This is a genomic window from Kitasatospora sp. NPDC057198 (assembly GCF_042670125.1).
Lineage (GTDB): Bacteria > Actinomycetota > Actinomycetes > Streptomycetales > Streptomycetaceae > Kitasatospora.
This window is the reverse complement of record NZ_JBHUWH010000185.1, coordinates 1-13933: the sequence shown is the minus strand read 5'-3', so window position 1 is coordinate 13933 and position 13933 is coordinate 1. Positions and strand designations below refer to the sequence as shown.

Annotated in this window: 10 protein-coding genes and 3 pseudogenes; 3 read left to right on the top strand and 10 right to left on the bottom strand. The window is 68.6% G+C overall.

Annotated features, from left to right (window positions below; genetic code table 11):
• Positions 1 to 62: 62 nt before the first annotated feature.
• From ACFUEL_RS21070 to ACFUEL_RS21055, 4 genes are all read right to left on the bottom strand, one after another.
• Positions 63 to 1574, bottom strand: coding sequence for an MFS transporter (locus ACFUEL_RS21070; protein ID WP_380237962.1), 1512 nt, complete (start codon positions 1572 to 1574; stop codon positions 63 to 65).
• A gap of 89 nt (positions 1575 to 1663) precedes the next feature.
• Positions 1664 to 2338 (bottom strand): TetR/AcrR family transcriptional regulator, encoded by a 675-nt coding sequence (locus ACFUEL_RS21065; protein ID WP_380237961.1) that lies wholly within the window; start codon positions 2336 to 2338, stop codon positions 1664 to 1666.
• Positions 2339 to 2631: 293 nt separating this feature from the next.
• Positions 2632 to 3507: a cyclase family protein gene (locus ACFUEL_RS21060; protein WP_380237960.1), complete on the bottom strand. Its 876-nt coding sequence runs from the start codon at positions 3505 to 3507 to the stop codon at positions 2632 to 2634.
• Entirely contained in the window at positions 3504 to 5132 is a 1629-nt protein-coding gene (locus ACFUEL_RS21055) for an FAD-dependent oxidoreductase (protein WP_380237959.1), read from the bottom strand. Before ACFUEL_RS21055 ends, ACFUEL_RS21060 begins: the two co-directional genes overlap by 4 nt.
• Positions 5133 to 5202: 70 nt before the next feature.
• Between ACFUEL_RS21055 and ACFUEL_RS21050 the strand changes: the two genes are divergently transcribed.
• Positions 5203 to 5643: a MarR family winged helix-turn-helix transcriptional regulator gene (locus ACFUEL_RS21050; RefSeq protein WP_380237958.1), complete on the top strand. Its 441-nt coding sequence runs from the start codon at positions 5203 to 5205 to the stop codon at positions 5641 to 5643.
• A gap of 118 nt (positions 5644 to 5761) precedes the next feature.
• Here the strand turns inward: ACFUEL_RS21050 and ACFUEL_RS21045 are convergent.
• Positions 5762 to 6019, bottom strand: a pseudogene (locus ACFUEL_RS21045) (ISL3 family transposase); the annotation flags it as partial.
• A 1106-nt stretch (positions 6020 to 7125) separates the two neighbouring features.
• On the opposite strand from ACFUEL_RS21045, the gene ACFUEL_RS21040 reads away from it, so the two are divergent.
• Both ACFUEL_RS21040 and ACFUEL_RS21035 read left to right on the top strand, forming a co-directional pair.
• A complete protein-coding gene (locus ACFUEL_RS21040) occupies positions 7126 to 8676 on the top strand; it encodes a CHAT domain-containing protein (RefSeq protein WP_380237956.1) in 1551 nt (516 codons plus the stop codon).
• A gap of 93 nt (positions 8677 to 8769) precedes the next feature.
• On the top strand, positions 8770 to 9282 hold the full coding sequence (locus ACFUEL_RS21035; protein WP_380237954.1) for an SUKH-4 family immunity protein: 513 nt from the start codon (positions 8770 to 8772) through the stop codon (positions 9280 to 9282).
• Between the two features lie 6 nt (positions 9283 to 9288).
• Here ACFUEL_RS21035 and ACFUEL_RS21030 read toward each other — a convergent pair whose 3' ends face one another.
• The 5 genes and pseudogenes from ACFUEL_RS21030 to ACFUEL_RS21010 form a co-directional block, all read right to left on the bottom strand.
• On the bottom strand, positions 9289 to 9900 hold the full coding sequence (locus ACFUEL_RS21030) for a transposase (RefSeq protein ID WP_380237953.1): 612 nt from the start codon (positions 9898 to 9900) through the stop codon (positions 9289 to 9291).
• A pseudogene (locus ACFUEL_RS21025) lies at positions 9810 to 10347 on the bottom strand (winged helix-turn-helix domain-containing protein). Before ACFUEL_RS21025 ends, ACFUEL_RS21030 begins: the two are co-directional and overlap by 91 nt.
• A 313-nt stretch (positions 10348 to 10660) precedes the next feature.
• Positions 10661 to 11501: pseudogene (locus ACFUEL_RS21020) on the bottom strand (IS5 family transposase).
• Between the two features lie 377 nt (positions 11502 to 11878).
• Entirely contained in the window at positions 11879 to 12631 is a 753-nt protein-coding gene (locus ACFUEL_RS21015; protein WP_380237951.1) for an aspartate/glutamate racemase family protein, read from the bottom strand.
• Positions 12632 to 12698: 67 nt separating this feature from the next.
• On the bottom strand, positions 12699 to 13933 hold a 1235-nt coding region (locus ACFUEL_RS21010; RefSeq protein WP_380237950.1), incomplete at its 5' end, for an alpha/beta fold hydrolase.

The following is a 13933-nucleotide window of genomic DNA, read 5'->3' as shown; positions in this document are numbered from 1 at the left end:
GGCGGTGGAGTTCCGGGTCTGGGCGGTCCGGGTCCGTGGGAGCCGGGCCCGGGGGAGCCGGGTCAGTGGACGACGGTCAGGACCGGGCCGTTCTGGTCCGCGTTGTCGTGGTGGGGGGCCCGGTCGGGGCGGCCGCTGCCGATGAGGACGAAGGCGGTGGCGGAGGCGAGGGCGAGGATGCCGGCGGCCCACCAGATGGCGGTGGAGAAGCCGTGGACCATGGCCTGGAGTTGGAGCAGGTGGGCGGCGTCGGGTGTCGGGGGTGAGGTGGGGGCGTGGTCGGTGGCGTAGTGGGTGGTGGCACTGGTGGCGAGGGTGGACAGCAGAGCGGTGCCGATCGCGCCGCCGATCTGCTGGGAGGTGTTGACCATGGCGGAGGCGATGCCCGCGTCCTGGGGCTTGACGCCGCGGGTGGCCAGGCTCATCGCGGGCATGAAGGCGGTGCCCATGCCCAGGCCCATCAGGAACAGCCCCGGCAGCAGGACGGCCGCGTAGGAGCTGTCGACCTTGATCTGGGCGAGGATCACCAGTGCACCCGAGGCGAGCAGGAAGCCGGGGCCCATCAGGAAGCGCGGGGCGACCCTGGTCATCAGGCGGGCGCCGATCTGGGTCGAGCCGGTCATCATGCCGGCCACCATCGGCAGGAACGCCACCCCGGAGAGCACCGGGCTGTAGTCCAGGACGGTCTGGAGGTAGTAGGTCAGGAACAGGAACAGCCCGAACATGCCCACGACCGCCATGCCCAGGGAGAGGTAGGCGCCGCCGCGGTTGCGGTCCAGGACCACCCGCAGGGGCAGCAGCGGTGCCTTGACCCGGGCCTCGACCAGAACGAACAGGGTCAGCAGGACTGCTGCGGCGACGAACAGGGAGACGGTGCCGGCGGAGCCCCAGCCGTTGCTCTCGGCGCGGCTGAACGCGTAGACCAGCGCGGCCAGTCCGCTGGAGGCCAGCAGGGCGCCGGGCAGGTCCAGGCGGTTGCGGTTGCGGGCGCCGGCGGGCTCGCGGACCTCCAGCAGGGTGCCGGTGATCGCCACGGCGGCGAAGAAGATGTTGACCAGCAGCGTCCAGCGCCAGTTCGCGTACTCGGTGAGCACGCCGCCCAGCAGCAGGCCCACCGCCGCGCCGCCGCCCGAGATGGCGCCGTAGATGCCGAACGCCTTCGCGCGCTCCCGGCCCTCGGTGAACGTCACCGTGAGCAGCGACATGGCGGCGGGCGCCAGCAGCGCGCCGAACGCGCCCTGCAGGGCGCGGGCGCCCAGCAGCATGCCGGTGTTGAGGGCGACGCCGCCCAGCGCGGACGCCAGGGCGAACCCGGTCAGGCCGGTCAGGAAGGCCCGGCGGCGGCCCCACTTGTCGGCGATCCGCCCGCCGAGCAGCAGCAGGCCGCCGAACGCGAGCGCGTAGGCGGTCACCACCCACTGGCGGCTGCCGTCGGAGAAGTGCAGGTCGCGCTGTGCGGACGGCAGCGCGATGTTTACGATGGTGCCGTCGAGCACGACCATCAGCTGCGCCAGGCAGATGAAGATCAGGGCTTTCCAGCGCCGGGGGTCGAGCTGGGGGCTCGGAGTCGTCATGGGGACGGTCACCTCAACTGCTCGGGGGGAGGGGCGCGGATAACGCGCCCGATGTGCGTCGGCCTGTTCCGGGAGGAGCGCCGCGCGGGTCACGGTGCGAGTGGGCCGGTGTCCGGGAGCGGGGCGGTGGCCAGCGGCAGGAGCACTTCGTGGACCACCCGGTGGGCGAAGGCCGCGTCCGGGGGCGTGCCGGTGAAGACCACGCGTTGGAGGACCAGGGCGGGGAGCAGACCGGAGAGCAGGGCCGTGTCGCGCTGCGGGGAGACCTCTCCGCGCTCGACGGCCCGCCGCAGGACCGTTTCGAACACCTGCCGGCGCGACTTGCCGAAGTGCTCGTTGAAGACCTCGCGCAGCCCGGCGTCCTGCACCACCGCGGAGGCGAGTCCGACCATCACCTTGGTCTGGAACGCGCTGCTGCCGGTGCCGAAGGCCCGGGCGATCTCCTCCAGGTCGCCGCGCAGAGAGCCGGTGTCGGGTTCGACCAGCGGGCCCTTGAGCCGGCTGACGGCCTCGACCACGAGTTCGGCCTTGCCCGCCCACCGGCGGTACACCGCGCCCTTGCCGGCGTGCGCGCGGGCTGCCACCAAGTCGATCGACAGCCGTTCGTAGCCGATCTCGGCCAGGAGTTCCAGTGCTGCCCGGCACAGCTCGTCGTCCCGGGCCGGATCCCGGCGGCGACCGGCCGTACGGCGATCCGCTCCCTGTTCCTCAACTGCCCCGTGTTCCTCCGCTGCCCCGTTGCCGGGTTCCGAAGAAGAGTTCACCGAACACCTCCTTCAAATCGGTACGACTTAGTTCCGGAACTAGATCGTACCGTATTGAGGCGCTCGCCGGGCAGCGCCGTCCGCCGAACGACAGCGGCCAGGAGGGCGATGACGAGGGGCGCCGCGTCCGATCGTCGGATGCACGGGGAGCCGGGGAACGTCGCCCCGAACCTGGCGTCGCCGGACAGGTGGAGAGGGCCGCTGGCGGCGCGAAGTCCGCGGCCATGGCGAACCTGGCCGGGGCGACGTGCCCCGGCCAGGTGGGGTCCACACCTGCGCACCGATCGTGCGGATCAGAAGACGGCGATCGGGTTGACGGCGAGCCCGGTGGTGCCGGTGATGCGCGGTGGTGCCAGGACCAGCATGAAACTCCAGCGGTTCGACGCCTCGCAGTGCCGGGCGAGGTGTTCGAGGTCGGCGACGTCGACCAGGGGGAGGCCGAGCCGTGCAAGGGCGACCTGGTGCACGGGCATGGGGAACCGGGCCGGGCGGGCGTCGCTGATGTCGCCGACGTAGACGCTCGCGCCGTGCTCGTCCAGCCACCGCACGGCGTCGAGGTCCAGTCCGGGCACCGGTTGGTCGAGGGGCCGGTTGATGTCCCAGCCGCCGCGCACCGCGACGGCGTCCCCGGCGGACAGCGTCGTGCCGGCCCGTCCGAGGGCGGCGTCGAGGTCGGCGCCGGTGACGCGCCGGTCGGCGGCCAGACGGCTGCCCCCGGGGGCCAGGTCCAGGAGCACGCCGCGGGTCACGATCCCCTCGCCGAACGGGTCGGCCGAGCCGTGCGCCACGCCGGTCGGTGTCACCGCGGCGTGCACCGGCACGCCGGGGTAGACGTGTCCGTCGACGGGCATGTGCGCGACGGCGTCCAGGTGCGTCACACCCGCGTTGTGCGTGTTGACGAGCAGGCTGTCGGTCATCGCCAGGGGCTGCGCGCCGTTGAAGTTCACGGTCTGGAGGACTCCGGCCGGCATGAGGGCCGGGCTGCCGACGGGGCCGAGCCCGGTGGTGAGCGGCACCGGTGCGGTGCGGCGGGCCAGGCTGACGTGGTGCCCCTCGCGCACCTCGGCCGCGGCCCGTCGCTTCGCCGCCGCGTCGATCAGGTGCAGCGTGCCCAGTTGGTCGTCGTCGCCCCAGCGCCCCCAGTTGGACGGGAGCGGCGTCCCGTTCACTTCACCGCTCCGCTGTGCGTCGACGGGCCCGCGGCGGCCAGCCGGTCGAGGGCGGCCAGGAGGCCGGCGTCCCCGGTGCCGCGTGCGCTGAGGTAGCCGTCGGGGCGCACGAGGATCCAGTCGCCCTCCGCGGCGGCCAGGGTGTCCCGGACCCGGCCGTCGGGGTCCCACACGCCGCGGGCGCCCTCGTCCGGGTGCGGCCGGCTACGGCCGACGGTCACCACGTCCAGCCAGGTCGGCAGCGGCCGGGCCCCCGCGGCGGTGCGGTCCCGGTCGGTGGCGGGTCCGCTCCGCGGGAAGACGAGCAGGTGCCAGGCCGGGGTCCGGAGCGCCTCGCGCAGGGCCGTCCAGCCGGGTGACTGCGCGTCGGCGGCGGAGACCTGGGTGAGCCGCTGGCCGGGCCGCGGCCCCTCGTCCGGGCCCTCGTCCGGCCCGTCGCCGGGCACCGTGAGCGGGCTGTCGGGGTAGGCGATGCCCAGTCCGGACATGTTCCGGATGAGCCGGCGCATGAAGTCCCGGTCGGCGGCCCGGGTGTCGTCGGCGCTCGTCGGGGTGTCGACCATGGCCGTGTCCATGACCTCCCCGGTGGAGGCGAGCAGGGCCCGGCCGATGGGGACGCGCTCGGCGTCGTAGGTGTCGAGCAGGGCGGCGTCGGCATGCCCGCGGACGACCATGGCCAGCTTCCATGCCAGGTTGTACGCGTCCTGGATGCCGGTGTTGAGGCCCTGACCGGAGGCGGGTGAGTGGACGTGGGCGGCGTCGCCGGAGACGAAGCACCGTCCGACGTGCATCGCGGGCACCGCGCGCTGCTGGATGGTGAACTTCGACGCCCAGGTGGGGGTGTCCACGACCACCTCGCGTCCCAGGGCCCGTGACAGCTTGTCGCCGAACTGCCGGGCGATCTGCCGGGGCTGCGCGGCGTCCCCCTCGCCGGTCGTGTCCAGCAGCCGCCACTTGCCCGGGTCCGGGAAGGGGAACAGCATCAGCGCGCCGCCGGGTGGGAAGAGCCAGTGCACGCCGTCCCGGTCCAGATCGGTGTGCACGATCGCGTCGGCGATCAGCCAGGTGTGCGCACTCTCCCCCGCGAGCGGGAGCCGGAGGGCCTTGCGGACGGTCGAGCGCCCGCCGTCGCAGCCCCACAGGTACCGCGCGCGCACGGTCCCGTACCCGGTGGAGGGGCCGTCGCCGCCGTGCAGCACGGCCGTGACGGCGTCGTCGTCCTGCTGGAACGACTCCAGCCGGGTGTTCCACTCCACCGCGACCCCGGCCGCGGCGGAGTGCCCGCGCAGCACGCGTTCGGTGATCACCTGGTCGACGTTGAACATGTACGGGAACCGGGTCGCCAGGCCGTCGAAGTCGTAGTCGACCCGGGACGTGCGGTCGGCCCGGTGGCGGACGAAGCCGTTGACCCTCGTCCCGTGCGGAGCGATGTCGCCGAGGATGCCGAGCTGGTCGTAGATCTCCAGGCTGCGGGCGTGCGTGCCCAGCGCGCGGCTGGTGGTGGCCGGGCCGGGAGCGGCGTCCACCAGGCGCACCGAGACGCCCCACCGGGCCAGTTGCAGCGCCGCCGTGAGACCGACCGGACCGGCCCCCGCGACGAGGACGTCGACGTCATAACGTGTCATGGCAAGCGAACCCCCTGTGTCAGCCAAGCTGACACAGGAACGTAGCCCCCGACCGAGAGGAACGCAAGCGATGGACGCCGGAGACCGCGCGGACACGGACCTGCCACTGCTCCACCTCCTGCAACGAGGTGTCCGCTGGTTCTCCGACGAACTGCTGGAACGCCTGGAGGCCGCAGGCGTGGACCCCATCACGCCGGCCCACGCGACCGTGCTCGCGCACCTGGACCGCGAGACGCCGCTGAGCGTCGCCGAACTGGCCCGCCGCGCCGGCGTCACCCGCCAGACGATGCACCGCGCCGTCACGCAACTCCTCGGCGAAGGCCTCCTCGCCAGCACGCCGGGGCCGGGATTCCCGCGCAGCACCCTCATCGCCCTGACCGACGCGGGGAACCTGCGCCGCGACGCCGCGCTGGGGATCCTCCACGGCCTGGAACAGGAACTCGGCAGTCGGCTGGGGTCCGCGGCGCTGGCGGAGCTGCGCGACAGCCTGACACGGGCGTGGCCCCGGTGAGCCGGGGTCGCCCCGGGTGAACACCGCCCAGGGCCTCCGCCCTGGGCTTCCGCGCCCCGAGGACGGGTCTGTACGAGAACGGTTCTGATTCGTCATCGGTGGTGTCGCTGTGTGGTGATCACTGGAGGAGGGGGCGGTGACGGAGCAAGGGGGATCCTGCTCGGCCGTGCATCTGTCCCGTGATCCGTCTGGTTCGGGTGTTGTCGCCCTTGGCGCAGTCCTGGTCGAGGTAGCTGGCCAGGAGGTTCGCGCTGCTGGTACAGCCGAGTTCCTTGATCTCGCGCAGGAGGCGAGTGGCCGGCACTGCGGGGTCCTCGGCCCTGCGGGCGCGCAGGTGGTCGCGGTAGGGGTCGACGAGCGTGGGCTGGTAGCGGGGGGCGAGGCGGTTGCCGGTGGAGGGCTGCCATGGCTCTGGGGGAGAGGCTGATCCAGGCGCGGCTGGCCTCGGTCTTGGGCTCACCGAAGCGGATCTCCGCGTTGTTGATGGCGGCGAGGGTCCAGCGGACGTAGAGCTTGCGGTCCATGAGGTGGACGTCGGACCACTGCAGGGCCAGGATCTCGCCGCGGCGTATGCCGGTGCCGAGCATGACCGTCGCTGGTGACACCTATCGCGCTTCGACGCAGCTGCACGGCGAGATCGCGCTCGCCCTCCCACCGGCGAAGCATGCCGACCGCCGCCTCGGTCAACGTCCCTGCGCGCGTCGGCCATCAGCGGGTTGCTGGGCGCGATCGTGAAGACGGGTCGCTTCAACGCCAGATCCGTCACCCGGAGCGGCGGCCAGCTCCTTGTTCTTGCTCCCTCCTGTACTGCCACCAACTCCACTGTTGGCACGGCAGGTTGAGCAAGTCACCGGCCGTGCACGCACGAGGTTCCCACGTCATGCCATCACCTGTGGAAAAGCCCTCGCTGTACGCGGTCCTGTTCGCTCCCGGGCCCGGGGAGGGCCGCGCTCAGGACGCGTCGCCGTACACACCGGTCGTCTTCGAACGGCCACCCGACGCGGATTCGACGGCGCCACATGGCCTGGCCAAGTCCGTGGCCGCTGCGCTTCCCGGGCTCTGGTACTGCCTGCACCTCCCTGCGACACTGTTGGACCTGGTCGATACCCCCATCCGGAAGCTGAAGGCCGCTCAGCAGTTGCTCCTCGACCACCACATCCTGATGCTGCCGATCGACTGCTTCGACGAGGACTGGATCGGCGATCACCTGCAAGGCCGTCACCCGGTTCTCGCCGTCTGCCCGGACGAACTGCTCCACGAGGCCCAGGAGCGGAACTCTTCACTGGGATTCGCCCTGCCGGCGACCCCCTACTCGCAGCTGAACAACACCACCCTCGCCACCCAGTGGCGCGCCATCCAGCGACACTACGTCCCCGAGCTACCGGCACTCACAGGCGAGTCGTCTCTCACCCGCCGCCTGGACCTCTGGCCCCGCTCACCCTGCCGCACCGCAGGCTGGCCCGGCAGATGGGCTGGCCGACTATGGAGTCGACCAGCCAGGGCACTGACACCGACCGGGCGTTCACCGAGGCCATCAGGGGGCAGATCGACCTGGCCACCCTGGACCGCCTCGAACGAGAGAGCGCCACACCAGAGGCCGCCAAACGCCGCTATCCCCAGACCGCCAGGGAGGAGGCCGCCAGACTGAAAGTGCCGCTCACACTGGGCCTGCCCGGTGCGGCTCCCGCCTACGCCCGCAATGCCTACGACGGCGAACTCCGGCGACAGTTGGAGTCGCAGCCCGCAGTCAGCCCAGACGACACCTGGTCCATCAACCTCCACGAGCGCCCCGATCACCTGATCGAAAGAGCGGCCATCGAGTTCACGGTGACCCACCAAGCCATCGCGAGCAGCGGACTGGGCCTGATGCTGCCCACTGTCCCTCGGGAGGCGTTCCTCGCCCTCGCCGACCTCGAACGGCATTTCATCGATGGCCCCCGCAGCGCCACCAGCCGACGCCTGCTCACCCGGCTGAACGACGCCGCCCGGCCTCTGTGGAGCGACGAACTGCGGGCCGCAATCGAACGCGCCCCAGCCCTGACGGTGTTCTTCGACTTCCCGCTCGGGTTGCTCACCATGCCCGGGGACACCTCCCCGTTGTGTGCCCGGCTGCCCATCGCCTACCGGCCGCTTCAGCCGCTGACCAGAACACTCCGGCTCCAGACCACCGCCCCGCCAGCGCTTGGCCTGAACCATCGCATCAAAGTGCTGATCGCCGAATGCATCCCCGTCAGCGACCGAATCGGGCGGCTCTCCCGTGAAGGCTGGCAGCTGGCCCGCCAGACCGCCACCTCCGACGCGCTCACCGTCGCCCAGGCCGAGACACTCACCCTCGACGCCCTGCAAGAGGCGGTGGCCGAACACCGCCCTGACATCCTGGTCCTCAGCGCGCACGGAACAATGGTCGGCAACTTCGCCGCGCTCCAGATCGACGGCACCCCTTGCCTGTTCCTCGGGATCGACCACATGCCCCCCGTGGTCATGCTCAGCGCCTGTCACATCGCCCCACGCGGCGCCGGGGCAATTACGGTCACCGATCTCCTGCTCCGGGAGGGTGCGCTGGCGGTGCTCGGCACCCAAGTCCCGGTCGATGTCCGGCACAACGCCATGCTGATGATTCGACTCCTGGTGTACCTTGCCGAAGAGATCGCCAAGCCGGGACAGTTCGCCACCCTCTTGGACGTCTGGCATCACGTCCAGACCTTCAACGCGGTCAACGACATCCTCACCGCAACCCCCAAGCTCAAGAAGTGGGCTGTCAGCCTCACTCCCGCCGGCCGCCCCGTGGCCGTCGAATTCATGGCCAACCGCGCCACTGGCCAGATCCGCCGGGCACACGTCTACGAGGACACCGAACAAATCCTCGGCGAAATCGCTGACGCCCAAGGCCAGGGCCCCCGCATCCGCAACTGGTTCCGCAGCCCCGGCTACATCCCCGAGTCCCTCTTCTACGTCTTCGTCGGCCGCCCCGATCGAATCTTCGTTTCCTCTCTCCGCCACCACACCGAACGAGCATTCGCCGCCGACTGCTGAACTTGATTGAGTGATGTCGGGATTCGCCGTCGGACGGCGGACGGCCCCAGCCGCGACCTTCCGACGAAGGCGGAACACGGGGATGATGTTCGCGTGATTCGAGACCTCCCGCCGTTGCGGTTGCCCAAGTACGCCGTGGTCCGGATCGGCTGCTCACCCGAGGTACCCGCCGAGATCGCCGCTGAGCTGCGGGATAGGGGCGTTCCGGCGGGGCTGATCGGCTATGAGTACCAACCGTTGACCGAAGCGACGTTGCTGGACGGGATCGGTGAGGGCGGGTGGGTCATTTTTGGGACCAGCGGGCTGTTCGGGTGGCTCGGCATTGATGTGGTTTCGCGTCACGTCCTGCACATCCCCACAACCGAGTCCGCGACCGCCTGGCATGTGAACCGGGACCTCGAAACCTTCCATGAGTGCGTCGCAGCCGTCATCGGCCGCTTCCCGTTCTACGAAGAGGACGAAGAGGACAGATTCGAGGAGGTGGCGGACGAGCTTCGCCAGCTCCTCGACACCCTCGATGACAGCGCACTCGCCCACAATGGGTTGTGGGAGACCTTGTGCGACGACGTGGCGATGGGCAACTACGCGAACTGGGAGGAGGACTGAGTCACCTCAGTCCAGGCACAGACCGGTGGACGCGAGGCAGCCGTCGACGAGTTGAGAACGGTACTGGATCCTCTTGAGCCGCCGTTTCACGGCTCTGGTGATCTGAGTGAGGTCCGCGGCAGCGAGGTTGCCGATCTCGCGTTTGACCAGCGACCAGATGCCCTCCAGCGGGTTGAGGTCGGGTGCGTAGGTGGGCAGGTGGAACACCGTGAGCCACTCGGCGTTCGCGTCGATGAAGGCCTTCATGCCGGCCGTCAGGTGCAGGCGGAGGTTGTCCCAGACCAGCACGATCGGTCCGCCGAGCTGGATGCGAGCGCGCACGATCAGGTCGCGGAAGTCGCGCCGGCCGAAGCCCTTCGACTCGTCCTTGCGGCCGCGGTACTCGCGGATCGCGTAGATCAACCGGGACCGCTCGTCGGGCTTGTAGCAGGCCATGCCGGCCATCGATACCCGCCCGGAGCCCCGGGCCCTCACTCTCACGACCGGGGTCTGGCCGATCCGGCCCCAGGTTCTGGCGCGCGGCGGAGTCATCGACTGCCCGGCCTCGTCCTCGAAGACGCTCCAGGCCCCGCGCTCCGCCGCGGTGCTCTTACCCGCGGCCAGGTCTCCTTCTTCCATACCTCGACCGCGTCGTCATTGCGCTCGATCGCCCGCCGCGCGGGCTGCTGCCAGCTCCAGCCGTGCCGCTTCAGCAGCCGCCAGGTGCCCTCGACCGTGTAGGAGACGTGGAACAGCCGGCCGATCAGCGTCTTGACCCGCCAGCGTCCACCGCTGGTCCACCCAGCCGTGGGCCAGCGGACCGCGCTCCAACGCCCGCTCCAGCCTGGCAATCTGGGCCGCACTGAGCCGAGGCATTCCCAGCGACCCCTTCGACAGGACGCCCGCCTCGCCGCCCTCGCGCCAGGGCCGGTGCCACTGCTCGACCGACCGCACGCTGATTCGCAAGGCAGTGGCGATCTCCACGTTCTTCTGCCCAACCTCGAAACGCTCCACGGCCTGGAGCCGTAACCGCTCTCGCGTGTTCCTCTCGGCGTCAGTAAGCCCGCCGCCCTGCGCGTACCTCACACCCCACAGGGCTACCGGTGCCAGCACTCGGCTGTCAGGCGAACGGCGCCGACATCACTCAAACAAGTTCAGTAGTCAGCCCGCCGTTCTGAGTGAGCCGTCGTGGTCCTGGACGGTCAACGGGTTGGACGACGTTCGGCAATCAGCGAAGCTGGAGGGCCCGTGCCTACCACAATGGGTGCTTGATGCGGGCAGCGTCAGGGACGGGTGAAGGAGCTGCGCGTGGCAGGACAGATGATCGACGATCGTTTCCTGCTGCTAAGAGGGCGTTTCGTCCCGTTGTTTAGTCCTGGATTGTAGGGCTGATGGTGGTTTATGTGCCACGCCATGTCGGGGTGCTCTCGCCGGTGAGTCTGCGGGTCATGAGGTTGATCATCGCGACGTAGATCATGGCTTCGGAGCGGTGCGCGTGCGCTTCGTAGTCGCGGACCAGGCGGCGGTGGTTCATGAGCCAGCCGAGCGTTCTCTCGACGGTCCACCGCCGCGGTAGAACAGCGAAGCCCCTGGTGGCGGGGTCGCGGCGGACGATGTGCATGTCGATGCCCAAGGTGGCGGCGTGTTCGACGAGGTGCTGGCGGTAGCCGCCGTCGACCCAGGTCTTTCGGACCGCGGGATGCTCTGAGGCGATTCGTCCGATGAGGGTCTGGCCGGCAATCGAGTCCTGCACGCTCGCAGCGGTGACCAGGGCCCCGAGCAGGAGTCCGACGGTGTCGATGACGATGCTGCGCTTGCGGCCGACGATCTTCTTGCCGGCGTCGATGCCCTGCTCGCAGGAGTGGACGTTGGTGGAGGTCTTGATGCTCTGGGAGTCGATGACGCAGGCGGTTGGCTCCTCCTCGCGTCCTTCCTGACGGCGGACTTGACGCCTCAGGAGGCTGTTGAGCTGGTCGAAGACGCCTTCCGCCTGCCAGCGGGCGAAGTAGGCGTAGACGGTGTTCCAGTGCGGGTAGTCGTGCGGCAGGTAGCGCCAGGGGACGCCGGTGCGGTTCACGTAGAGGATCGCGTCCAGCAGGCTCCGCAGGTCATGGTCAGGTGGTCGGCCGATGTTCCAGGCCGCGGCCACGGCGCTCGGCCCGCCATGCGGACAGCACTGGCTCAACCAGGGCCCACCGGGCATCGGACAAGTCGCTCGGGTACCGGCGTCGTTCGGGCATGACTTGGAAATACCCACCCGGGACGGGGGCGCTCACCGGCGCCCGAAGCACACGGCACACAACCGGCGCCTTGGGATGAAACAGGAGGATGACGGACAAGACCACGGCCTTGCCATCCCTCCAGCATCGTTGGCCCCTTGAGTATCAGCGACCCCATCCAGCCTGAGGCAAAAATCGCCCTAAAATCTACCAGAAGCGGCGTAAACGCCCTCTCGGGATGACGGATAGGGAAGCGGCCGCCAGGATCAGGATGTGTGTCACTGGTGGAGACCCTGTCGGCCGGCACGATGGAGGGCAACAGTGACTTCCGTCGGTGTGCGGCACGGTGTGCCGACAGCCGCTCGAATGGGCGGGCGGCCCGTAAATGGCTTCGACACTCAGGATCTCCGACTGTCGGGCCACAGCTTCCCATCGCGAATTCGCTGTGCGACGACGTCCAGTGGATCGATGTGCGGCAAGCTACTGGAGAGACCGATTGACTGGATCTCCCTGGTGACCAAGTGCAGTTCGGTGCAACCTGCGACGAATCCTGGGACTCCGTACTTGGGTAGGAGAACATCGCTGACGAAGCTCACCGCGCTGCGACGTGCCGAGTTTTCTTTGAGTCGGTAGATCTGCCGGTGCAACAAGTCCTGGTCCTCATCGCTGAGTAGTACTAGACGATTGCCGAGTTCCGCCCAACGTGTGTGCTCGGTGAACAGTCCGGACTTCGTTGTTCCGCGTGTGCACAGCAGCAGATGTATGGCCGGTTGGCGAGCGACTTCTTCGAAGACGATGTCGATCAGGGACACACAGCGTGCGGCGAGTTCCGATGAGATGAGGGGGAGGACCGTATGCGCTGTCATGCAAGCGATCACGACGGTTTCGGCACCAGCGTTGAGCAGATGACCGATCGAGAGCTCTAATGCATCACGAAGAAGGCCCAGTTGTCCTGCCTCGATCGCTTCGGTCCGGTCGACGACGGCTGGGTCAGACCAGAGAAGTACTCGCGGTAGCCGCTGTTCGAGCTCTTGCTCGCTTTCGACGTAGATCGTCTTGATCAGTTCCGCAGAAGCGAGCGGCCCCATTCCTCCCACGATCCCTATCAGAGGGTGCAGGGTTTCCGGCGCCTTGAGATATGTGTCGGTCATGAGTGCTCCATGAAGTGGCGGGCGAAGGTGGGCAGGCGCATTCGCCTGCCCACCCCTGTGCACGTGTTCAACTGCGGGTTGATGAACTTCCGAACTTCTGCAGCTTTTCGATGATGCCCGTGGCGATCACGCGAACATTCGGTTCGCGAATGACGGAAAGATGGTCGCCGGCAGCTACGCGGGCATCGATTTTCTCAACAAATGGCGCCCAGGTCTCAAGGAGTGGGAACTCCCAGTCGGCATCCTCTGCGAGGAATAGCAGGACTTCGCAGTCAAGCTTTCCCGGTTCGTATTCCAGTAGACCCTTCGTGTGGTTCAGCATCGTGTTGAAGAGCTTCGTCAGACCGTCCGTACCGAGCGCGAGCGCCTTCTCGGTGAGTTCCAGTCCCTCTGCGAGGGCCTTTCCGTCTCCACGAGCTACGAACTCCTCCCACGCCTGCGTGTCGAACCGGCTGATTTTCTCGAGAGCGCGGCCCACTGCTTCCCGGTCGGCGGTGATTCGCCGTTTGGTGGGCTCGGTGGGCAGCGGGGTGTCGATCGCACACAGGAGGCGGACTTCGGCACCTGCGGCCTGGGCCTGCGACGCCACCTCGTACGCGATGAGACCACCGAAGGACCAGCCGACTAGCGCGTAGGGGCCCTGGGGCTGGATCCGGCGGATGGCCTGCCAGTAGTCGTTGGCCATCTCGGCAATGTTGTCCTGGGCAGCCAGCCCGAAGCCGACCACCCGGGACTCAATGCCGATCAGTCGTGCGTGGGGTGCCAGGCGAGCAACGAGGTCTACGTATCCGGTCACGTTGCCACCGTTTTCGTGGAAGCAGAAAACCGTCGGTACCTGCGGGGTCTCTGAGAGGTCGACTAGCGACACGTCCACGACGCGCTCTGGTTCGGTGCCAACCTCTGGGAACAGTGGTCCGGCCTCCCGCGCCCGAACCACGAGGTCCACCAAGACGTCGTTGAAACTTTCCGCCAGACTTGATGCGGTCCGCCCCAACTCCGTTTCATCGGTGAAGGAGAACCGGAATTCGAGCTGTCCGTCCCTCACTAGGCCGATGATTTGGAGTGGGTGGCTTCGGTGGGCGTTGGGGCTGGTTTCGTGGCCGGTGGGTTCGGTGGGGTCTGCGTAGGTGCCGAGTCCGGGGATGGTTTTTTCGAATTGTCCGAGGTAGTTGAAGCTGATGTGGGGGGTGTTCTGTTGGGTGAGTTTTTGGCGGGTGCGGGGTGTGGCGAGGTAGCGGAGGATGCCGTATCCGATGCCCTTGTTCGGGATGTTTTCGAGGGCTTTTTGGGTGTTCTTGAGGG